Consider the following 23070-nt stretch of genomic DNA (forward strand, 5'->3'; position numbering starts at 1 on the left):
GCAAAAGCTCTTAGGCGACTTTCTCACGACCGTCGCAAGTTTTCTGCTTCAACGGGCGACCTTTACTGCATCTTCCCTCGACAGACAAAACGGCATGTCCTGCCGCAAGAATATTACGAGCTGCATTAACATCTGCATTCGCAATATAACCACATTCAACGCACTCAAATTTTGCTTGGGTACGTCTATTTTCTTTTGCAACATGCTTGCATTTAAAGCAAGTTTGGCTTGTATAACGCGGGTTTACTTTAATCAGTAACCCGCCGTGCCATTGCTGCTTATAATCCATCATATCAATCATCATGCCCCAACCTTGATCTAAAATGGATTTGTTCAATCCTGACTTGGCTTTGACGTTTTTTCCTTTTTTCTCCATCGAACCACTGGCAGATCTCGACATATTAACTACTTTTAAATCCTCACAGACAATCATGGCGTGGTTTTTGCTGATTGTGGTGGTGATTTTGTGCAAGTAATCATGGCGAATATTGGCGATGTGATGATGGAGTTTTTGAATCTTGCGATTGTGCTTTTTCCAATTTTGACTGAATAAGACTTTCCTACTGAGTTGGCGCTGTAATGCAGCCAGTTTAATTTGATTGGCTTTAAAACTGTTTTTGGGTTTGATAACTTGGCCATCTGAGGTAGCAATCAGTTTAGCGACCCCTAAATCAATCCCTACGGCGGTTTTAGAGGGATGAATTGGGTTTTGGGCCAACTCCCGCTCTGTGCCAAACGACACGTACCAATGACCGGATTTCTTGCTGATGGTGACGTTTTTAATTATCCCAAGAATGTCTTGCGATTTTCTAAACTTCACAAACCCTACACTATTCGGTAGTTTGACACGATTGCCTTCAACACGGCAATATTTATCAAACTGCACTAAGCGTATTGAATCACACCCATCTGATTTGCGTTTAAATCTTGGCATTAGTGGGCGTAATTGGATTTCTGTGCCATCAGTAAGCTTGAAAAACTTAGGCTTTTTAGGTTTTTTCTTATTCTCTTTCAATCGTGCGTGAGCTTTAGGGTCAAAAAAGCGTGACCAAGCAGAAGCGAGATCACGAATTTTTTGTTGTAAAGACACCGCGTTAGAGTAATGCCAGTCAGTTAAGGCTGACTGGTATTTTTTTTGGGATATTTTTGTGGTTTACCCTTAACCACCCTCGGGCAAGATCGCTTTCTGCGTTCAGGAATGACAAACAATTTTCCTTCCTCTAAAACTGCATCTAACAACTTAGGGAAGAGTCCTGCAGCCTGTAAAGGCGCAAACCGTAAAAGATCAACAATCGTAATAGACACCATATGAAAGCTAATTCGTAGAGGGCTAACCTTAGCTCTAACTGCCATATATCGCATCAAACGTCTTATCAGATTATAAGCAATCATAAGCCCCCAGAACTCTTGTAACACAAGCTGTGGCAGCTTACTTCTTAACAACAGCCCCTGCTGTAGATCAGACTTAATTTCCCTAAAAGCCATCTCGATCTCCCAGCGCTGCAAGTACAGCTGTGCCACTTTATCCTTAGTAAAGCGTTTATCATCTATTAAAGAGGTGATGTATCGTCTTATCTTACCCTCATAACGACACTCAATTAATCGAGCTTGCCAAGTATCGGGTAGGTTTGGATTTTTCTTTTGAGCTTGGGGAGAAACCGGCATTTGTATCAAGTAGTCCCCTTCACTAAAGGTTTCAATCACACTGTAACGCAGATTATCTTTAGCCCGCATGAGCCAGTGACTGTTTGGATGGGTTTGTTGCCAACTAATCAGTAGGTCTGCTGAGAAATAGGCTCTATCAAAGAGCGTAATGCTGTTGTCTTGAATATTTAGCTGACGGGCTAATGTGATCTCTCCTTGACCCATATCTCCAAGGGTTGTGTCAATGATCTCATGCGTGTCAGTATTGATCAGGCATACCGAACGCATTTGGGGATAGGGCGCCTCTTTAGTTCTGCCTTTGCTTGAACTAAAGTACTGAAGGTTCTCATCAGTATAGGGTAGTGAGTATACGACACCGTCTACAGCTTGGACGCTAAGTCCCATAAAGTCTTGCTGCTGGGCTCGTGATTCTGTTTGGTAGTGAGCACTTAGTTGATGAAATAGCTGCTTTAGAGGCTCATGCCCGAGGCGTTGTCTTGCTTGTACCACTGCACTGGGTACGCAGGCCTGTGAGTCTATATTAAGCCGCATCTGCTCTGTGATATACCAAATTGAACGGTTTCGATATAAAGCTGTGCCGATGACTATCCAAACAACGTGTTCGGCAGGTAGCTTACGCCTTCTAATGCTCGCTTTGCCGGTATACTCTAAAGCTTGCTGTATCCACTCAGGGTCTATTAATTCACTAAATTGTTCTAGGGTGTCTGGAATCCTTTTATGCGTCTCATTAATAGCGTCTTGTAGTCTCATAGTAAAATAGCCCATCTACTTATTAGATGGGCTATTTTATTACTTTTATTGAGTTTTTGCCTTAACTGACTGGCATTACCGCGTTAGAGCTTGTTTTTAAGAACGCAAACTCAGGATTTGCTTTAATATCCATGATTTTATTAACCAAATTGGTTGCATTAATAAACTCATTTTTAGCAAACATCTCAAACGATACCGCAAGCATTTGATTCCAAACAAAACGTGCAGAACCAACAAGGTTATTTAAGATAACCTCTTGCTCTGCATTAGGCTCAAGCCTAAATTTGTACGCTTTATTAATTTTCATAATGGATGCTTTATTAGTCAGTGTGTTTGTTATTTATACCATGTTATACTATATAACATAAACAATAAAGGGTATTTATTATAATGAGTGAGATATATAAAAACCGTCATTCTGCTTATAATCTGCATGTGCATTTGGTATTCATCACCAAGTACCGCAAAAAGGTTTTAGCTGATAATCATCGTCAATACTTTAAAGAAGTTGTTGCTGAGATATGCAAGGATTTTGGTGCAGAACTCAAGGAATGTAACGGTGAAGGCGATCATGTTCACATGCTGATTCAATACCCGCCAACGGTACAACTAAGTAAGATGGTTAATAATTTAAGGGGCTGTCCTAGATAAGTAAAATTATTTAGGATAGCACTATGAGAAAAAGCAAACTAAGTTGGTATAAACAAAGCAGACTAATCGAGTTATTTGTTGCCGGTTCTACCGCCAGAACAGCAGCAAGCCTAGTTGGTGTTAATAAAACTACAGCCAGTTATTACTTTCATAGGCTACGACTACTTATTTACGAGAATAGCCAAGACCCTGGTCTATTTGAAGGCGAAACCGAAGTAGACGAATCATACTTTGGTGGAACTCGTAAAGGCAAGCGAGGGCGAGGTGCTGGTAGCAAAGTGCCCGTGTTTGGCCTACTAAAGCGTAATGGCAAGGTCTACGCTTGTATTATACCCAATGCTAAAGCAGATACTTTGATCCCCATCATAAGAGAAAAAGTGAAGCCTGATAGCATTGTTTATACTGACTCATTTAAAAGCTATAACGCATTAGATGTCAGTGAGTTTACTCATTATCGTATCAACCACTCTAAAACCTTTGTTAATGACAAGAATCATATTAACGGTATAGAGAACTTCTGGAACCAAGCTAAACGGCATCTACGTAAGTTTAACGGGGTCCCAAAAGAGCATTTTCACCTCTATTTAAAGGAATGTGAGTGGCGTTTTAATCACAGTGACCCAAAGTCGCAATTACTACAATTAAAACAATGGGTTAAACAGGGTTTGAGCTAATTATCTAGGACAGCCCCTAATTTAAAGTCGGTCACAAGTCGGCGCATGAGAGCTAATACCAAACCCAACAATTAAAGTTGCGCCCAGGTACGAGCAGTTAAAGACCGAATCCTTTGTGGCTGTTTAAGTAGATTATTCCAAGCCAAGCATGCGGCATCGACAATAGCCTCATAACTGTCATAACAACGATTAGATAGCTCATTTTGCATAAGGTACTGCCATACCCTCTCAGAGCGATTAAGCTCAGGTGAATAAGGCGGTAGTTTAAGCATAGTGACATTAGCCTGATTCAAGCTTGGTTGATGCCATAATGCGCCGTCCCTCCCACCACCGCATGACGTCCTTTTGGAACGGCTCTACTAATCTCTTGCACATGCAATAACATGGTGTGTTTATTAACGAAAGGCAGTACTAAGCCGACAGCCTTCTTTGTCGCTGGACAAAAGGCACCAAACAGATAAGCGGAATGAAACTGTTGCTGCTTGATCAGTCGAGGTCGCCCACCGCGGTAATGCCAAACTCTGGTCAATGAGCCTTGTTGTCCTATTCGAGTTTCATCTTGAAACCAGATGTCCACTTGATCTAAGCTCACATCAGTAGGCAGTGACGCCTTAACCTGTGCTATAAAGTTTTTTAAAAGCGTCTTGAGCTTGTGGGTCGGCTTTTGGATGCTGACTACGAGCACTTATCCAACTCATATCAATACGCTTGAGTAGCTCGTAGATACCGTTAACGGTGTAGTGAGCGTTGTAGTGTTCTTTAGCCAATTGCTGAATGTCTTTGCCGGTTAGACGACCGCCAGCGCGCTTTTCTTGTTCAGAGACTATCATGGCTTTAAAAGCGGCTGTGTCTGCTTCTGCCAATTTGCTGCGACGACCTCGACGATGACGATCGTAGAGACTCTCAAGTCCTCGTTCATAATATCGCTTCAATGTCCGTCTGGCAGTTTCAGGATGTATGCAGAGGTCTTTGGCAATATCGTTGGTGGCTTTGCCTATACTATATTGGTATAAGATGAGCAGGCGTAGTCGGGCTCTGGGATTGCGCTCAGTCTTTGAGTGTTTGCCAAAATCATGGTCTTCTAGGTTATGTATTGGTATAGTCATAAGTGGATTATACTATATATTTTGGGTTTGGTATAACTTCATTGACTTAAGGGCGGCTTATAATAAGCCTGTGTTGTGGTCGCGTTCTTACTTTGCAGGCTCTTGTAGCGGCGCACCGTTGGAGATTATTAAGCAATACATTCAAAATCAGCAGAGTTAGGCTATACGAAATTTACCTCCACCCTAGCGTCGGGTGGAGGTAAATTTCGTTAGATTGATAGCATATCAATGGTCATAAAAAACCCCTCTACACAATAATGTAGAGGGGTTTTTGCTGTTTAAATAAGCATTGACGAACTGATTAGCTAATTTTGTTAACAATACCAAGTGGTAAGTGCTTCATTGCTTGACCCACAATTGACCAAGGCAAGCTTGGTACACAGGCTTCTGCCACCCCAGACTCAATGGCAGCCACGATGGCTTTGGTGCCTGTATCAGCATCGACTTCAAATGGCAACGGTTTGGCATTGGTATTGATTTCGGTACGAATATAACCTGGATAAATAGTAGAAACCTTAATTGGCAGTTTCTCGAGTAGCATATCCGCACGAATACCTTCTGCCAAATATGCCAAACCAGCCTTGCTAGCGCCATAAGTGGTCATATGCTTAGGCAAGCCGCGCATCGCTGACATGCTAGATATCACCACCAAATGACCACTGTTTTGGGCACGAAATATTTTCATTGCCGCTTCGCACTGTGCCAACGCTGAGATGAAATTAATCTCAGCCGTACGGCGATTGGTCTCAAAACGGCCTTTACCAATGCGGCGACTCTCTCCCACTCCTGCGTTGACTACTACGCGGTCGATGTGACCGAAATCAGCAGCAAAAGCATCAAACACTTCAAATATCGCATCATAATCAGTGACGTCAAGCACGCGATACTCAATACGAATATCAGCATAGCGATCCATGAGCTCAGCTTTTAGCTGCTCCAGACGTTCGGCACGGCGGGCGCATATGGCTAAATTGTAGCCTAGACTTGCAAAGATGCGCGCCATTGCCTCACCAAGGCCTGAGCTGGCACCGGTGATCAATACCGTTTTGTCGAGGCCAACTTGCGATTTCGTCAAGCCTTTTAAATAGCGTGCTGGCTGAATAGCGCTGAATGTCTGATCTTTGCCTTGTTTGGCAGTCTGCGTTACCAAATTCATTAATTTATTTTGCATAAGCAGTCCCTTATATAATAATGCGTTCATAAGAATAAAAAAAGAGGGTTGGCACCCTCTATTATAATGGCAATACCCTAATAAATAAGTACGGATATGTATCAAAGAATCTAAAAAATAAGCGCTATTAACTTTGATTCTAGCGCCAAGTGACAAAGCGCTCTCCATCAGAAAATAAGTGACTGTATTCATTTAACGACAACAGTTGCGGTACTTGATCTCTGACAGTGATGGCCGTCACACCAGTATTTACAAGGCTTCTATTTATTTGATAAGCGGTTTGACTGCCTTGTCGTAATAATTGAGCGGTAATTGCAGCAATCACACCCCCTGAGGTAAAGACCAGCACCGTACTGTCACGTTCCAAATGATTAAGTTGTGATGCTTGCTTACGTACCTGCTCGAGCGCTTGCTGAGCACGCACATTAAACTGTGGCCAACTCTCTAGATAATCCTCATCATTGTCTCCTGCATGCCAGCGCTGCATGGCCAAATCAAACAACTCAGCCAAGCGTTGTTTTGGTACCTCTGCTTTGGCAATCTCTGAGGCGATTGCTTCTTGACTGGTAAATGCAGGATTGGATTTTATAAACACATCCTTATGATTAAACTCATTAAAGCTCTCAATCAAATAGCTATCAGGAACCGTCAAGTCTAATGCTGGTAGCGAAAGACTGGCCGCTGATGCAGGCTGATAAGCCTCCCAAAAGTAGCGCGCTGAGTCCTGTTGTCTTGACAAGCTGCCTGTAAATATCGCATCGATACGGCGCTGAGTGGTTGCATAATGCTGACCAAGTAAACGCGCCTGCAAGCCCCCTAACTCTGAGAGCTGATCGTAGTTTTGTTGTCCAAACGATGCTTGACCGTGGCGTGCCAAGAGAATAGTTGTCATAAAAATACTGCCTATGTCTATAAATACTGTAATATTTTTAATAAAGCTTAATATCAATACATCAAGCTCTCAACTTAGTTAAGCTGTAGGCTGTGGCTTTAGCCCAGCTTGAACCTTTGCAAAAGCAAAATGCTGGGCTAAAGCCACAGCCTACGCCAACATATTAAAATAGTTGGGACTAAGGCATGAATACCCTATAAGCTACTCAGATGGTTGCTCAAAATAGCTTCTGGGTAATATGCCTTTAATGACGGCCTGTACAGGGCTTGGTAGCTTCTCAATAGTAGCCATATCGACACCCATATCTTGCAAATGCGGCTGTACATGACTGTTAAATAGCGCCTCACCTTCGTATTGCGCAATCAGCTTTAAACACTTAGCATGCAGCACATGGTTGATAATCCAAAAGTTTTTGAAGGCAGGATTCTTAGTTTGCTTATGATAGTAGCGATAATAAATCTGCTGTACGATACCTGCTAAGCGAAACAGACCAAACACTTCATAAAACGTCCAGTTGTCTACTTTTAGGCCAGTACGCTCAAGGTAATAATCCACCACTTCACTACGTGTCATCATACCTTCTAAGTGAGTCGGCTGACGGCGCGACTGCTGCATGATGATATTATCATCTTCCTCAATCCAGTAAGCGAGCGCGCTACCTAAGTCCATTAAGGGATCGCCTAAGGTCGCCATCTCCCAGTCGAGTACACCGATCACTTTGGTAGGATCAGCAGCGTCTAAGACAATATTATCAAAACGCCAATCATTATGAATGACGCAGGTTTTAATATCGACGGGTGTATGCTTATTCAGCCACTGACGTACTAGCGCAAAACTTGGTACATTGGGGGTTTTTGCCTTGACGTAACGCTTATCCCAACCATTGACTTGACGCTCGCAGTAACCATCACCGCGGCCTAAGGCTTTTAGGTCAGGATTGTCTTGATAATCTACTTGGTGCAACTCAATCAAGGCATCTATCACATTAGTGCATAGCTCACGCGTTTGAGTAGGCGTTAACACCACTTCTTTTGGCAAGTTGGCACGTGGAATGATACCTTCCATCCGCTCCATCACATAAAAGTCAGCACCAATGACATCCTCATCCGTGCACAAAGCCACCATGTTTGGTACATACGGATAATCTTCTTTTAGCGCTTTTTGTACCGTATATTCACGCACCATGTCATGTGCAGACTTCGCTTTGGTGCCTTTAGGCGGACGACGTAAGATAAGATCTTGGTTTTCGTACTGTAGACGATAGGTCCAGTTTGACGCACCTCCTGAAAACTGAGTCACGCTCGGCTCACCTTTTACTTCTATACCTTGATCTTGCAACCAACTGCTTACTGCCTGTGCATCAAGAGCTTCCCCTTCTCTTACTGGCCCACCTTCATCTACTACTTTATGGTCGTTTTTCTCATTATTCTTTGCGTTACTAGTTGTTGCCATGTGATGTTCCTTATCATCTGCTTATTTTAGAGGCTGTATAGAATTCATAGTAAACTGTTAGAAGTCGTAGGGTGCTCTACACATCTAAAAACTATATATCTAAAAGATATTATAGTAATGGATAGAATTACTCTACGACTCTTCAAAGTCAGTTTTCGTTAACTAACATTTATTGCTTAGGCTATTTTAATAGCTGACTTATTACAACTTAACGTTTAAGACGATATCCTTCACGCTTTAGCTCTAATTTGGCAATCATGGTTTTGTGCACTTCATCGGGGCCATCGGCTAAGCGCAGTGCCCGTGCTTGTGCAAAAAAGCTTGGTAGTAATGTATCTTGACACACACCCATGCCACCATAAATCTGAATCGCCATATCGACCACTTCTTGTAGCACAGTAGGAGCGACTACTTTAATGGCTGATATCTCGGTTAGAGCCGCTTTAGTACCTTGACTGTCCATTTTTTGTGCAGCATATAGCGTCAATAAGCGTGCTTGGTCAATTTTGATACGAGCATCGCTAATACGCTCGAGGTTACCGCCCAACTGCAATAACGGCTTACCAAAAGCCGTACGCTGCATACCGCGGTGAATAGCAAGCTCCAAAGACTTCTCTGCGGCACCAATACAACGCATACAGTGATGAATACGGCCTGGTCCCAAGCGCCCTTGCGCAATCTCAAAGCCCATCCCTGGCCCACCAATGAAGTTAGCGGCTGGCACACGCACGTCAGTAAAGCTCACCTCGCCATGACCATGCGGCGCATCGTAATCACCAAATACCTTTAGCATACGCTCGATTTTGACACCGGCGGTCTTAGCAGGCACCAGCACCATAGAGTGTTGATGATGACGATCTTTACTCTCATCAGGGGTATACGCCATGACTATCAACACATCAACAGCAGGATCACCAAGACCAGATGACCACCACTTGCTACCATTAATGATGATCTCATCACCATCGACCACAGCAGTGGCCTGCATGTTGGTCGCATCACTAGAGGCAACATCAGGCTCCGTCATACAGAATACCGAGCGGGTCTTACCTTCCAATAATGGCGTCAGCCACCTATCTTGCTGTTCAGTACTGCCATAACGCCACAACAGCTCCATATTGCCGCTGTCAGGCGCATTACAGTTAAAGACGTAAGGCGCCAACAAGCTGCGTCCGCTCAACTCTGCAATCGGTGCATAATCAGTGACGGATAGCCCAGCACCTAGATTTTCATCAGGTAAAAACAGATTCCACAAGCCTGCAGCGCGTGCTTTTGCTCTCAGGGTCTCGTACGCTTCTGGCCACTGCCAGTTTTCCCAATTGCCATCAGGATTTTGCTCATGACAGTCTTGCCAGAACTGGGTTTCTATCGGCTCGATATGCGTTTCTATGAATTCTTTGACTTGCTGATGCATGGACTGACCATGCGCCGTTGCGCTAAACATAGTTTGTGATGTATTGGTTGTCATTATTATATTCCTCTTCCTTGTTAAATATTCTAGATTTTACCGTAAGCTATTAGCCATCTGTCTTTAGTGCAGATAGTCAATTCAATTTGCAAGTAGTACAAGGCAACCAAGTGTAGATGTATATTGAATACTTCAAGCGAGGTTAACGCTGTAATACTTTTATAGTGGATTGACTATATTAGGTAGAACGCTTTCTACATTTATAGCATAACCCTTGTTCTGAAACAGAAAAAGGCGCGACCGGCTAGGCCACACCTTTAGGTTGTCAACACACTTTAATGACTCAGTTTTTATTTTAGAATATTTAAGCGACTATTAAAGTCAAAGCGCATCAAGGCTTCTGGTAGCTTGTCAGCGGCGATATTAAGCGTCGCTTCTGCAGCCTGTGCCAGACCCAGCTTTTCGGCCAAAGTTGGCTTTTGGCGTGAGTGCAATGCATACACTTGACTACTATCCATCAACTGCAAAATATAACTGTCCGAAGTCTGTAAGCTATCCACCAGGTTTAGCGCTAAAGCGTCCTCACCATACCAATGCTCGCCAGTTGCAACCTTGTCCAAGTCCAAAGACGGACGATAGGTATTGACGAAATGCTTAAATAGCTGATGTGTTTGCTCAAGCTCTTCTTGATACTTCGCACGATCTTCTTCGTCGTTTTCACCAAATATAGTAACTGTGCGCTTATAATCACCTGCGGTGAACATCTCATAATCAACGTCGTGATTTTTGAGCCATTTATGGAAGTTTGGCAATTGTGATACCACTCCGATTGATCCAATAACCGCAAACGGTGCAGCAATGACCTTATCCGCGACGCAGGCCATCATATAACCACCACTGGCAGCGACTTTATCAACACAGACAGTAAGTTTAAGACCCGCCTCTTTTAGGCGTGCCAACTGCGCTGCAGCCAGACCATAGCCATGCACCAAGCCACCCGATGATTCAAGACGAACCACTACTTCATCACCTTTGTTAGCCGTGCTAATCAGAGTGCTGATCTCTTCACGCAGATGCTTCACCGCTGTGGCTTTCAGATCACCATCAAAATCAAGCACAAATACTTGCTGCGACTTGTCTTTACTTTTGGCTTTAACTTTTAAGGCCTTTTTCGCTTTTTTTGCCATGCTCTTTTTGAGTTGCTTAAGTGCGGCCTTACCTTGAGTCGCTTCCATAAGCTCCTCACGGCGCTTTTCTTGATTTTTATTGAGATGTAGTACTTTTAACTCAACAGGGTTTTTGGGCGGATGAAATAGCATAAAGTTTCCTTAAATAAAATAATCGATATCAATATTGTTATCAGTACAACCCACAACCGCTTAGTATGACAACTTATTAAATTGGGTTGTATGTGAAAGTAATATAGTTAATATCAAACTGATATGCACGCACAGTCGACAGTTTTCAAGCCTACATACGATATTTAACTATTATATGGCAGCTACAGACATCTGTTAAATGAACGTCGAACCATGACGCTATCAGCTTGTCACACGTAACCGAATCTAAAGGTATTGTGCAAGCAGAGTTGTATAAAAATGGCAGATTAGGCATAATATGCGTTTACATCTATTTCTATGCAGCCAGCGCGACGAGGTTTTGTCTTGATCGCGTTTTATTTGCTATTTTTTCATAACATCTTAAATCACATCGACATAAGATACGCTATATTAAAATAGCAGCGCCACTTAAGCCTATACTTAGCAACTGATAAACGCTCATTTCTTGCCTACTGGTTCTCATGCCATGATGGCTTGTCGTGAGCCAATGACAAAAAAGATAGCATTGGTTGAAATCAAATAGCATTGGCTGCATGATTGTACATCGAACTGGGCTGACAACTGGATAACTAATATTATGACGCAAAGTACTATGACGCATGGCAAATACCGAGACGAATATTGCGGAGCCGTAACCGAAAGCTTTATAGAACAAACCATCACTATCGTAGGCTGGGTACATCGCCGCCGCGATCATGGTGGCGTAATTTTCTTAGACATGCGTGATCGTGCAGGCATCCTGCAAGTCGTCATCGATCCTGATACTCCAGAAGCATTTGCGACTGCCGATGCGGCACGTCCTGAATACGTACTTAAAATTACTGGTCGCGTTCGTCGTCGTTATGAAGGCACCGAAAACCCAAATATGACCAGTGGTCAAATCGAGCTATTGGGCAAAGAAATCGAAGTGTTGGCTAAGTCTGATACGCCGCCATTCCCGCTTAACGATGAAAACACCACCGTATCAGAAGACTTGCGCCTGAAGTATCGTTACCTCGATATGCGTCGTCCGCAGATGCAAGAGCGTATGGTATTCCGTGCCAAGGCCACATCAGCCATTCGTCGTTACTTAGATGACCATGGTTTCTTAGATGTTGAAACTCCTATCTTGACACGTGCGACTCCTGAAGGTGCTCGTGACTATCTGGTGCCATCACGTACACGCCCAGGTAACTTCTTTGCGCTGCCGCAGTCGCCACAGTTATTTAAACAGCTATTGATGGTATCTGGTTTTGATCGCTACTATCAGATCGCTAAGTGCTTCCGTGATGAAGATTTACGAGCTGATCGTCAGCCAGAGTTTACCCAAGTGGATATTGAGACTTCTTTCTTAGATGAAGAAGAAATCATGAACATCAACGAAGGTCTCATCAAGCACTTATTCAAAACCATGATGGATGTGGAGCTTTCCGACTTCCCACGTATGACCTATGCGGATGCGATGCGTGACTACGCTTCAGACAAACCTGACCTACGTATTCCACTGAAACTGGTCGACGTTGCAGATCTCATGCAGAGTGTTGATTTCAAAGTCTTCTCCGGCCCAGCCAATGATCCAAAAGGTCGCGTCGCGGCACTGCGTATCCCTAATGGTGCGGCTCTCACCCGTAGACAAATCGATGACTATACCAAATATGTTGGTATCTATGGTGCGCGTGGCTTAGCTTATATCAAAGTCAACGATGTAAGCTTGATCAACAATGGCGTCGATAAAGAGTCTGGATTACAATCGCCAATCATCAAAAACATGACCGATGAGGTGTTAGCCAGCCTAGTCGAGCGCACTGGTGCCGAGGATGGCGACATTATCTTCTTTGGTGCAGATAAAGCCAGTGTTGTTAATGATGCCATGGGAGCACTGCGTCAAAAAATTGGTCTAGATCTTGAGATGCAAACTTGCACGTGGGCGCCACTATGGGTCACCGACTTCCCTATGTTTGAAGAAACGGATGATGGAAAGTGGACATCGGTACACCATCCATTTACCAAGCCAAAGGGCTCAGTAGATGAATTAAAGAACAGCCCAGAGACTGCTCTTTCTGTCGCCTATGACATGGTACTGAACGGTACTGAAGTCGGTGGTGGTAGCTTGCGTATCAATACGCTTGAGATGCAAAAAGCCGTATTTGAAGCACTTGGTATCGATGAGGCCGAAGCAGAAGCTAAATTCAGCTTCTTACTTGACGCCCTTAAGTTCGGTGCGCCGCCGCACGGTGGCCTGGCCTTTGGTTTGGATCGTCTGATTATGCTAATGGTTGGTGCGGACTCCATTCGTGATGTCATCGCCTTTCCGAAAACCAAAACTGCTGAGTGCCCATTGACTCAAGCACCTGCTGAAGTTGACAGCAAACAACTGCGTGAACTGGGCATTCGTGTGCGCGAAAAAGCACAGGCTGACACCAATAAACCTGCCCAATAAAGGGGCTTGATGATGCATACATTTTTTTTACAGCGTGATTGTGTGTTCAGTAGCATCTCGAGTTATGAGAGACTACACAGTCATCTATTACAATGTGAAAAATTATGAATCCTTATCAGGTTTTCAAATACGTGCCACTATCTGTCTTACAGGTATTGGCGCGTTTTGTTGCCTACATCATAATGCGCATGCCTAATGCCAGTCTGACTCGTGCGATTAACATCAACTTATCGCTGGTGGCTCCTGCATTATCTGCTGCTAAAAAACAAGCATTAATTAAAGACATCGTGCTGCATCAATATCTTAGCAGTGTCGAGTCTGTCAAAAGCTGGGCAATGTCTCCTGAATGGAGCATTAAGCAAGTCCGTGACGTCCATAATAAAGACATTTTGCTTGAGGGTCTTAATAACCCAAATGGCATGCTCGCTATCGTACCGCACTTGGGTACGTGGGAGATGATGAACGCTTGGCTCAACCAGTTTGGTGCGCCAACCATCATGTACAAGCCAATGAAAGGCAATATTACTAATGACTTTGTCCTGCAAGGCCGCTCACGGCTCAATGCCACTTTAGTACCTACCGATGCCAGTGGCGTCAAGGCGATATTTAAAACCCTAAAACAAGGCGGTTTTAGCATTATTCTGCCTGATCATGTTCCTGAGCCTTCAGGTGGTGTGGTTGTACCTTTTTTTGGTATTGAGACCTTGTCCAGCACACTGTCCTCAAAACTCGCTAGCAAAACCAAATGCGCCTTAGTAGGGCTATCCTGTATTCGTCGTGACGATGGTCGCGGGTTTGATATCTATTGTTATAAGCTTGACGATCCAGCATTGTATGACCGTAATGTATCTACTGCTGCTCATGCACTCAATCAAGCGATGGAAGGTATGATCTATGACAACTTTAGCCATTACATGTGGGGCTATAGGCGTTTTAAACAAATACCCATCATAGGAAACCCTTACCGTGCAGATAAGGCTGCCCTAGCCGACTTTATTCACGCTCATCACAATAATGACAATCGTAATGAGAAAGCTAACAATGGCAACTCAACGAATCTAAGCGAAAATACTAAAGACAGCTGACACGAAGACTTAGACGTACAGTAAATAAGGTTTATGCTAAAATCAGTACCATTCTTTGCCCTTCTTTGATATCAATAAGAGTCTATTATGACAAGCAATCAAACTGAATCTCTAATGACAGAGCAAGAAGTCTCTACAAGTGATAGCACGCCTGAGCAGCGTTATATCATCTGTATGAAATGGGGTGATAAATACGGTCCTGAATACGTCAATCGTTTATATAATATGGTCAGCAGGCATCTAACTTTAGATTTTCAGATGGTCTGTCTGACCGATGATAGCACTGGCATTGACTCTGCCGTTCGATGCTATCCCATTCCCGAGATGGATCTGCCAGCTGGCCCTGAGCGTGGTTGGAAAAAACTCACTACTTTCAAACCTGAGCTATATGACCTTAAAGGGGTGGCGCTGTTTTTGGATATCGATATCGTTATCGTCGATAATATCGATGCTTTTTTTAATTACGAAGCCAAGCATGATGATAGCGTGGTCATCATTCGTGACTGGAAAAAACCTTGGCGTATGATCGGTAACAGCTCGGTCTATCGCTTCAAAATTGGGCAAAACACCTACCCTGACTTGCTTGCAAACTTTGAACGTAATTTTGACAGCATTCGTAAGCAAGTTCGTCATGAGCAAGCCTATCTCTCTAACTACTTACGTGAGCATCATCATTTAGAGTATTGGGATAAAACATGGTGCGTCAGCTTCAAATACCAGTGTATTGCCCCTATTCCATTTAACCTTGTGCGAGCGCCAAAACTCCCTGATGGTGCAAAGATTGTTATCTTTCATGGTGAGATTAATCCGCCCGATGCGATTAAAGGTGGCGGCGGTAAATGGTATCGTCATGTGAAGCCAAGTCCTTGGCTTGAGAAACATTGGGTATAATTAGACATTGGGTATAATTAAATTAGCAGACTCAGCTAAAGCATTGGCTTGCATTGTTATGAATTTGCGCATTTTCTAGAGCTATGGTTCGTTCGAAATAAAACCGATACGCTAATATGGGCGTGCTGCTGTGATAAATAAATATTGTTTAAAAGCTAAATGATAAAACTCTGTAGGAAATACTATATTGGATAATAATATAAAAAAAGCTATAAACTTTCCTGATGCCATAGCTATAAGTGTCCATGGAAAAAAGGTGAGTATCAAAGCTTTTGACGCCAGTGAAGACAGTCAAAACCTGAACAAGCAAGTGGTCAATATATTTGCATCCGGGCCTTCTATTGCGGATTTGGTTTTTGATAAACATTTGACATCCACACCAAGTATATTTGTCAATGGCAGTTTAAGCTTAACGAAAGAGCATGCTTTTTCTAATATTGTAGGCTATGTGATCAGCGATGCCAGATTCATCAAAAACAATCCAGAGGTTCTAACTCAATATTATAAAGGGCAGCCTCTATACGCTACCCTTGCTGTCTATGAAGCGATAAGCTCAAATTTACCCGATTTAATCTCTCAATATCACCATAAGATGAGGGTAATATTCCCCGTTGATAGACCGTTAGATAACAAGGTTGATGAGCGTTGGGTTAACAAGCGCTGGCTTACTTCATTACCTGTCATTAAGAAGTTTGTAAATAAAAAGATAGCGCTCAGTGAACTTGCCAATCACTCTAACTTTGTGATTGATGACTCTCACAAGCCAGAGGCTATTGGGGTCTCGCTAGATGTCACTGACGGCTTTGTTGAAGCGGGAACTGTTGCCTATATTGCAGCTCAATTAGCGTTTTCGCGGCAAGCAGGCGCTATTCACTTGTATGGTATAGACTTATTAAACAGTCATAAACCACGATTTTATGAAGATGAGGACAACAATGCTCCCTCTAAGCTTGATAAAGCCATCACTGATCGTATCGTGCCTTCTTTTAATTTATTAGGTAGGGTTTATAAAGAGCAAGGTACTAGTGTTTATAACCATTCTCCTATTTCAAAAAAGCTATTCACAGACCTCAATATCAGCTTTTAATGTCTGAACAAATTGTGGGCGTTGATAAATGCCGCAGCTAGGCATAGGTAGCAGCTGATAACTTAATAACACCTTATAGTCTGATCATAAAGACTGATTACTGCCTAATTCATCAGCTTTGCTAATTAGTTAACATCTCCGACGGCTGCTGAGTTTACTTGAATGGTAATCCTCTTGCAACAATGGCTGTTCTCAATAGCTCATTTGACAGTATCCGTAAACTCAATATATTTTTTGGCTATTTTGGAAGGAAGAAGGCTTTCATCAAATGCAGATTGAAATTGTTGTGGGTTTTCCATCGCTTGATTCATTTTTTCAGCTATAGCTTCAACATCTCTCATTGGCATCAAGTTATTTTTTGGCAACAATTCACTGGGTCCAGATGGACAGTCTGTACTAATAACTGGCGTACCTAGTGCTAAGGACTCTGCAATAACCAAGGCAAAACCTTCCCAATCGGAGGTTAGTATCTTAAATTTTGCATGCTTAATGTAAGGAAAAGGATTCTCATAAAAGCCTAAAAAAACAACTTTATCCTGTATATTTAGCGCTACAGCTAATTTTCTTATATCATCTTTACGTTTACCCTCCCCTAAAAGCAATAAAGGCAGAGATTGATTTGTTTGAGCATAAGCTTTCAATAAAATATCATGACGTTTTGCTTCTTTAAAACTGCCAACATGAATAATATAGTCTTGGTATTGTGGAACAAAGACTTCAGCCAGTTTTTGAATATTATCTCTATCAATTGGATTATGAATAGCAGTGGTCGGGGTAATATTACCAAAGCTTTCAATAAAGTCTGTTTCAGCGCCTGAACTTACACATATACAAGGATGCTTAGAATACATATTAATTAGTCTTGACTTTAGTTTATTGGCATGACTGGCTTTATGAAACTTATATAATAATGATAAAGTATTATGAATGACATAAGTAATGTTTTGTAACTTACTATGACTAAGTATACTATCTGAATGCACAAGATTAGATAAAATAATATCAGGTTGACCAATATTATCTAAAACATAGTTATCAACAGCACGCGCAAAGATTTTATGGCGACGTTCTATTCCAGGAATTAGCTTATAAGGTTTAAACTTAAATAAATGATAGTTCAAATTATCATTCAGAGTATACTCTACGAGCGGCTTAAACCTTAATATATGCACTTCATAACCTAACTCATAAAACCCCTGTCCTAACGTAAGAACCACACGCTCTGCACCACCACCTTGTAGACAGTTAATAACGAATAACACTACCTTGGTATGTTGTTTCATAAAATATAACCTATACTTAAATGATTACTCGTTGAATATTGCTTTATCAAAAAGATTAACGCTTAAAAACTCTTGAAAATAACGATCTGGATGCGTTTGGACGAGTCACCTTATTGCCCGTATAGCGTTGCTGAGTCTTTTTTGGAAAAGCACCAAACGGCTCTACCCGATAGTTATCTAACTGGTAACCATTATCGAGGGCTTCGTAATAGTATTTATCGAATAACTCGACTAGATCTTGTCTTGGATGTGGCATTATTTCTCCATCAAACCAATGCTCGCGTCCTTCTGCGCTCAATCTTTTTAATGAGTGCTTATGGCTGAACTGAGTACCCATATCTGAATAATGCAATATCCTGATATCTTCAATCGCTAAATCTTCTCCATCCACACAGTTATAGCTGTCTTGATACGGCTCGACAAGCTCAGGGTCTTTTTTAATGAGCTTCATCATTTTACGATGGCTTTTAGGGTCTTTTTTGAGCTTTGTAACTGCTAGAATAGTATTTCTTGCCTTACTGCAATCCCATACACAAGTACAAAGACGTGTCATATCCGCTTTTGTCTTAGCTGCTACAATGGATTTACCATTTATAGGATGTGTCCATAATTCGGCCAGATCAGACAGCACAATCATATCTGCATCCATGTAGATTGCCCGCCCTGAATAATTACAATATTCTGGTATCGCCCAGCGAAACCCTGAAAAAGGGGTTGGCCATTTAGTGGTGTTCCACCCTTCACCTGTCTCAGGGTTAGAATACCAGAAGCTTTGTGGATCACGTGACAATTGCATCCATACAATCTCAACGGGCAAGCTGGTATACTTATGAATACTATAGTCTAATACCATCATTTGTTCTAAGTCACAGTTGTTTGGATCACAGCCTACAAACACTTTTATAGTCTCATTAGTCATACATTACTATCCTAGATTAGAAATTTCGTAAATAAATTGTGATTGAATTATACCTTAATCTAGTTATCTAGCTAACTAAGATTATGGCTAACACATAGTAGCTTAAAAAATTTTTGTTACTTTAGATATGATCAGAGTCACGATTAAATATTTCTATTGACCTGTATAGGACAGGGACAGCAGAACAAGCTACAATTCAACACCAGCCTAAGCGTAGAAAATTACACAATGAAATCGACTTCTAATATTTTTAGGTCCAATTATGACAGATTTTATACTAGATTATATTTGGCATTCGCTCATAGTATTGACGGAGACTATTTTTAAGTAATACAAAGTTAAACTACTATCAATCTCACTTAGGCAAAATTGCTATAACTTACTCTATATCTGCCTACTATCCAACTATTTTTTAGTTATATTATGGTTATAATGTGTAATAACAATGTATATACTATCAACAGATGAGCTTTTGTACTATGAATATTTCTGCAACGATTTCTCGACAAAGCTGGTAAAGCTGAACATGATAATACTTTAGCTTTTTGCGTTGATGAAAACTACTTACCTTATGCTTTATTCGTAGCTGAACAATTCATCACGCTACATCCAGAGTTGCCCTGCGATATATGTATATGCCTACCTAATATCAGCAAAGTACCAGAAAAATTTCTTAATACAAAAATTCGTTTTATCGAGCTTCATATTGAGGGTATAGAATCTTTGCCTGTAGGAAAGCTTAGTCTTGCAGCTTATCATCGTTTGTTTTTACCTCAAATTTTTGAAGATATCTATCAATACATTATATATCTGGACGCTGATACTTATATCAATAAACCTTTTTATAATGATTTGATAACATACGTTAATAGTCTAGAATCAAGCTTTAGTGTTGCAGCTGCTGCTGATATTGTGGAGTTGAAATTTCGTTCGACCTTTAAACAAAAACCAAAAACTGTTGATAACTATGTGAAATCTTACCATGCACATGGTCATATCTATCGTAATTCAGGTGTCTTAGTATTTAATACTAAAAAATATGTTGAAGAAGACATATTATCTAAAGTTTTTAACTATGCTATTGAAAATGCTGATAGTTTACAATGTCATGATCAGTCTGCACTAAATAGAGCATTATTGAAAGATATAGCACTTTTACCATTTGATTATAATTGGCAAATTAACAAGCTCACATATAAGCTTACTGACACTATAGAGCCTTACATCATACATTTTATTAGCAACAATAAGCCTTGGCGAACAGATAATAAATATACCTATAAATACCAAGTATTCTACAAAGATTTTTTATTAGCCAACTTTCCTGATATTACTATAAACATATTAAACACATTTGATCAAAGACGCCAATCACCCAAATATGACAATCCTACTAAAGAGTTTATTTCTAGAGAATGGCAGCATATAAAAATAAATTTATCTGAAAAGATATTCAAAATATCAGGATCCGAAAAAGTAACAGATAAATACAATGTTAGGCCATTATTATCAGAGGCGCCTTTCTTAGTATCTACTGGTCATGATTTAAATAAAGAACACTAAATTATGATTATAAAAATATAACTCAAAAGCTATATGATTGTATAGAAAAACTACATTTATCATTCATGCGATTACTTTATTACATTCATAAGCAAATAAAGTAATCTTGCTATATGGTGGTTATCCAGCCCACATAGCTACCTTGAAATACTTTTCTGTAATACTTACTTAAGGTCTCTTTTTTTATCTGAGTTTAAATATACTCTTTTCGTTTTGGATTCAAATAAGTGTCTATAATTTTATTTTTCTGAATAACTATTCATCATCGTCTTGACAGCATTGATGCTATTGAAACTCGCTGGATAGATGAATTTCAATATTTAAACAAACAACTCCCAAAATAAATACTTTCTCATCCATTCAAAGTTTTTGATATATGAAAATTTTGAATCTATTTAATATCAGGAACTATCTGCTATCGTAATTTTTAATAACTAAGATAAGATTATTGATCTGTTGATCAAATTTTTATTTGAAATATTTTGCATATCAGGGCTACATATATGAAAAGCAAGAAAATTTTATTTATACTAGATCATCTTAAAGGTGGCGGTGCTGAGCGCATAGCACTAGAAGTGGCTGAAAAATTCTATAATATTGGACACCATGTTAGTGTTGCACTATTAGATGACAAAGATACAAAAATGCTTGTTCCACAAAAAATACATAAAATCAATATCAATTTAGATCCTATTTTTTATACAGGAAGATTTTGGCGAAACCGAAAAAATAAGTTTCTACCCGAAGATAAGAAAAAAGTTCGAGGTTTAATAGATGATATCAAGCCAGATCTTATTATTTTAAGTCATAGCTATGCTCACTTTATGCTACCTATTTTCAAAAATAATGAAAACGTCTGGGCGTGGGTACATGGTGATATAATGCCAAGACCAGAAATAGAAACCTCTAGTTTTTTTTACTGGTATAAAGAGAAACGTCGTTGTTATTTAGAAAATAGATATTTTTTTAAGTTATTCGATAAGAAGAATGTTATCGTAGTAAACGAAGAGCTTAAAAATATTTATCGAAAGAGTATTCCTAATACAAATGTAGTAATAGTTCCTAATGGAATAAATACTGAAAGGGTTTTAAAAAATATACCTGAAAATACAGAGAAACTTTGGGACTGTATCTTTGTAGGACGATTAAGTGCAGAAAAACAGCCAGAACACGCTATACAGGCGTTTGCTAGAAGTAAACTAAATGGCCGAATGGCAGTTGTAGGTGATGGTTTAATGAGAACAGACTTAGAAAAATTGTGTGTAGAATTACAAATTCAAGATAGAGTGGATTCTTTGGGTTGGAAAGAAAATCCGAGTTTATTTATTAAAAAATCTCATTGCCTTGTATTAAGTTCAAAAACAGAAGGTTCTCCTTTAATTGTTGCAGAAGCTTTAACTCTTGGTACTCCTGTAGTCGCATATAGATTAAACTCAGGTATTGAACAACAGCTAAACCACAATCAACTGAAACATGGCCTAGTAGAAAGCCAGAATATAGATGATTTAAGCGATAAACTCCAAGCGGTTGTCAATGAACCTTATGCTATCTCTCAAGAGGATAAAAATAGACTTTCACTTAATTATATGATGGATTCATTTTTAAAGCTACTATAGATATTTATTTATGTACAAATAAGAAGCCATAACTTCTAAGGAGTCTTGGCTTCTTACTTTTATTTTATAAATAAGTTTCAATCAATAAAACTTAACCAATCCATATACTGCTCATTGCGACCATGTACTACATCGGAGTACAAGCTTTGTAGCTTCTCAGTCAACGGGCCACGACCACCATTGCCGATAGTACGGTCATCGTATTCACGAATCGGGGTCACTTCAGCAGCAGTACCTGTCATAAAGATCTCGTCCGCTAAATAAAACTCGTCACGAGTGATACGGCGCTCAACGACTTTGATACCTAAATCGTCAGCAAACTGAATAATCGTACGACGGGTAATACCATCTAGCGCACCACCGCCTAAATCTGGTGTATGTAGTACGCCGTCTTTCACTAAGAATAAGTTCTCGCCAGCGCCTTGACAAACATACCCTTGTGGATCCATCAAAATGGCTTCATCGTAACCATTACGGGTGACTTCTTGGTTTGCCATGATAGAGACTGGATAGTTGCTCGAGGCTTTGGCCTTACACATGGTCACATTGGTCATGTGATGGGTGAATGATGAGGTCTTTACACGGATACCGTTTTTGATACCGTCTTCACCAAGGTAGGCACCCCAGTGCCACGCAGCAACCATCGCATTGATACTGTTATCACGTGAAGACAAGCCCAGCTTCTCTGCACCGACCCAAATCAGGGGACGAATGTAAGCTTCAGCCAAGTTGTTTTGCTTAACCACATCTTTGTGTGCTTGCTCAAGAGTGGCAGCATCGAAAGGCACGTCCATTTGGAAAATTTTGGCAGAGCCTAATAGGCGCTCAGTATGCTCTTTGAGACGAAAGATTGCAGTACGATTATCAGCAGTTTGATACGCACGTACCCCTTCGAACACTGCCATACCATAATGCAGGCTATGTGTGAGCACGTGAACCTTGGCATCAGGCTGTTCAATTATCGTGCCATTCATCCAAAGCTTGCCTTCCTGTGTTGCCATATTCATTTAGTAATCCTTATGTTAGTGCTAGCGACTAACTTTTTTTGTTGAGTAAGTGTTGCAATTTAAACTATAAGCTGACACTGTTTTTATAGTG

The 23070-nt window shown here is 40.8% G+C and carries 19 protein-coding genes and 4 pseudogenes; 9 read left to right on the plus strand and 14 right to left on the minus strand.

Going from position 1 to position 23070, the window contains the following annotated elements; translation table 11 throughout:
- Positions 1–10: 10 nt before the first annotated feature.
- The 3 genes and pseudogenes from JMX03_RS07705 to JMX03_RS07715 all read right to left on the minus strand — a co-directional run.
- Positions 11–1105 (minus strand): annotated as a pseudogene (locus JMX03_RS07705) (RNA-guided endonuclease InsQ/TnpB family protein); the annotation flags it as partial.
- 8 nt (positions 1106–1113) lie between these two features.
- Positions 1114–2430 carry an IS4 family transposase gene (locus tag JMX03_RS07710; protein ID WP_265090459.1) on the minus strand — a complete coding sequence of 439 codons (1317 nt, stop codon included), beginning with the start codon at positions 2428–2430 and terminating at the stop codon, positions 1114–1116.
- 61 nt (positions 2431–2491) lie between these two features.
- A pseudogene (locus JMX03_RS07715) lies at positions 2492–2722 on the minus strand (helix-turn-helix domain-containing protein); the annotation flags it as partial.
- Between the two features lie 83 nt (positions 2723–2805).
- Between JMX03_RS07715 and tnpA the strand changes: the two are divergent.
- Together tnpA and JMX03_RS07725 are read left to right on the plus strand one after the other, a co-directional pair.
- Positions 2806–3051, plus strand: a pseudogene (gene tnpA, locus JMX03_RS07720) (IS200/IS605 family transposase); the annotation flags it as partial.
- A gap of 38 nt (positions 3052–3089) precedes the next feature.
- Entirely contained in the window at positions 3090–3740 is a 651-nt protein-coding gene (locus JMX03_RS07725; protein WP_201595881.1) for an IS1595-like element ISPssp3 family transposase, read from the plus strand.
- Positions 3741–3811: 71 nt separating this feature from the next.
- Here JMX03_RS07725 and JMX03_RS07730 read toward each other — a convergent pair whose 3' ends face one another.
- Genes JMX03_RS07730 through JMX03_RS07740 form a run of 3 tightly spaced genes read right to left on the minus strand, consistent with a single transcriptional unit; the run spans position 3812 to position 4846 of the window.
- Positions 3812–4033, minus strand: coding sequence for a transposase (locus JMX03_RS07730; protein ID WP_320158302.1), 222 nt, complete (start codon positions 4031–4033; stop codon positions 3812–3814).
- Entirely contained in the window at positions 4030–4317 is a 288-nt protein-coding gene (locus JMX03_RS07735; RefSeq protein ID WP_201595885.1) for a transposase, read from the minus strand. The genes JMX03_RS07730 and JMX03_RS07735 overlap by 4 nt, the downstream gene beginning before the upstream one ends.
- Positions 4318–4351: 34 nt before the next feature.
- Entirely contained in the window at positions 4352–4846 is a 495-nt protein-coding gene (locus JMX03_RS07740; protein WP_201595887.1) for a winged helix-turn-helix domain-containing protein, read from the minus strand.
- Between the two features lie 34 nt (positions 4847–4880).
- Between JMX03_RS07740 and JMX03_RS07745 the strand changes: the two are divergent.
- Positions 4881–5006 (plus strand): annotated as a pseudogene (locus tag JMX03_RS07745) (transposase); the annotation flags it as partial.
- Positions 5007–5147: 141 nt separating this feature from the next.
- Here JMX03_RS07745 and JMX03_RS07750 read toward each other — a convergent pair.
- The 5 genes from JMX03_RS07750 to sohB all read right to left on the minus strand — a co-directional run bounded on the left by JMX03_RS07750 (position 5148) and on the right by sohB (position 11088).
- The gene (locus JMX03_RS07750) at positions 5148–6017 is read right to left on the minus strand and encodes an SDR family oxidoreductase (RefSeq protein ID WP_201595889.1); all 870 of its coding nucleotides are present in this window, start codon (positions 6015–6017) and stop codon (positions 5148–5150) included.
- A gap of 139 nt (positions 6018–6156) precedes the next feature.
- The gene (locus JMX03_RS07755) at positions 6157–6909 is read right to left on the minus strand and encodes a histidine phosphatase family protein (RefSeq protein ID WP_201595891.1); all 753 of its coding nucleotides are present in this window, start codon (positions 6907–6909) and stop codon (positions 6157–6159) included.
- 201 nt (positions 6910–7110) lie between these two features.
- Positions 7111–8361 (minus strand): phosphotransferase family protein, encoded by a 1251-nt coding sequence (locus tag JMX03_RS07760; RefSeq protein ID WP_201595893.1) that lies wholly within the window; start codon positions 8359–8361, stop codon positions 7111–7113.
- Positions 8362–8569: 208 nt separating this feature from the next.
- Positions 8570–9805, minus strand: a complete 1236-nt coding sequence (locus JMX03_RS07765; RefSeq protein WP_201597894.1) for an acyl-CoA dehydrogenase family protein — start codon at positions 9803–9805, stop codon at positions 8570–8572.
- Between the two features lie 314 nt (positions 9806–10119).
- The gene (sohB, locus tag JMX03_RS07770; RefSeq protein ID WP_201595895.1) at positions 10120–11088 is read right to left on the minus strand and encodes a protease SohB; all 969 of its coding nucleotides are present in this window, start codon (positions 11086–11088) and stop codon (positions 10120–10122) included.
- 613 nt (positions 11089–11701) lie between these two features.
- Here sohB and aspS point away from each other — a divergent pair.
- The 4 genes from aspS to JMX03_RS07790 all read left to right on the plus strand — a co-directional run bounded on the left by aspS (position 11702) and on the right by JMX03_RS07790 (position 16591).
- Positions 11702–13528, plus strand: a complete 1827-nt coding sequence (gene aspS / locus JMX03_RS07775) for an aspartate--tRNA ligase (protein ID WP_201597896.1) — start codon at positions 11702–11704, stop codon at positions 13526–13528.
- Positions 13529–13632: 104 nt separating this feature from the next.
- Positions 13633–14613, plus strand: a complete 981-nt coding sequence (locus JMX03_RS07780; RefSeq protein ID WP_201595897.1) for a lysophospholipid acyltransferase family protein — start codon at positions 13633–13635, stop codon at positions 14611–14613.
- Between the two features lie 114 nt (positions 14614–14727).
- On the plus strand, positions 14728–15504 hold the full coding sequence (locus JMX03_RS07785; protein ID WP_201597897.1) for a glycosyltransferase: 777 nt from the start codon (positions 14728–14730) through the stop codon (positions 15502–15504).
- Positions 15505–15760: 256 nt separating this feature from the next.
- Complete coding sequence (locus JMX03_RS07790; RefSeq protein ID WP_227695473.1) at positions 15761–16591, plus strand: hypothetical protein; 831 nt, start codon at positions 15761–15763, stop codon at positions 16589–16591.
- A 200-nt stretch (positions 16592–16791) separates the two neighbouring features.
- Here JMX03_RS07790 and JMX03_RS07795 read toward each other — a convergent pair whose 3' ends face one another.
- On the minus strand, positions 16792–17874 hold the full coding sequence (locus JMX03_RS07795) for a glycosyltransferase (RefSeq protein ID WP_201595900.1): 1083 nt from the start codon (positions 17872–17874) through the stop codon (positions 16792–16794).
- A 55-nt stretch (positions 17875–17929) separates the two neighbouring features.
- Entirely contained in the window at positions 17930–18793 is an 864-nt protein-coding gene (locus tag JMX03_RS07800; RefSeq protein WP_201595901.1) for a glycosyltransferase, read from the minus strand.
- Positions 18794–19282: 489 nt separating this feature from the next.
- Here JMX03_RS07800 and JMX03_RS07805 point away from each other — a divergent pair, with 489 nt between their 5' ends.
- Complete coding sequence (locus tag JMX03_RS07805; protein WP_227695918.1) at positions 19283–20356, plus strand: glycosyltransferase family 8 protein; 1074 nt, start codon at positions 19283–19285, stop codon at positions 20354–20356.
- A 503-nt stretch (positions 20357–20859) separates the two neighbouring features.
- Positions 20860–21972, plus strand: coding sequence for a glycosyltransferase (locus JMX03_RS07810; RefSeq protein ID WP_201595903.1), 1113 nt, complete (start codon positions 20860–20862; stop codon positions 21970–21972).
- Between the two features lie 77 nt (positions 21973–22049).
- Here JMX03_RS07810 and JMX03_RS07815 read toward each other — a convergent pair whose 3' ends face one another.
- On the minus strand, positions 22050–22979 hold the full coding sequence (locus tag JMX03_RS07815; RefSeq protein WP_201595905.1) for a branched-chain amino acid transaminase: 930 nt from the start codon (positions 22977–22979) through the stop codon (positions 22050–22052).
- Positions 22980–23070: the final 91 nt, after the last annotated feature.

The sequence above is a fragment of the Psychrobacter fulvigenes genome (genome assembly GCF_904846155.1).
In the GTDB taxonomy this organism is placed as follows: Bacteria; Pseudomonadota; Gammaproteobacteria; order Pseudomonadales; family Moraxellaceae; genus Psychrobacter; species Psychrobacter fulvigenes.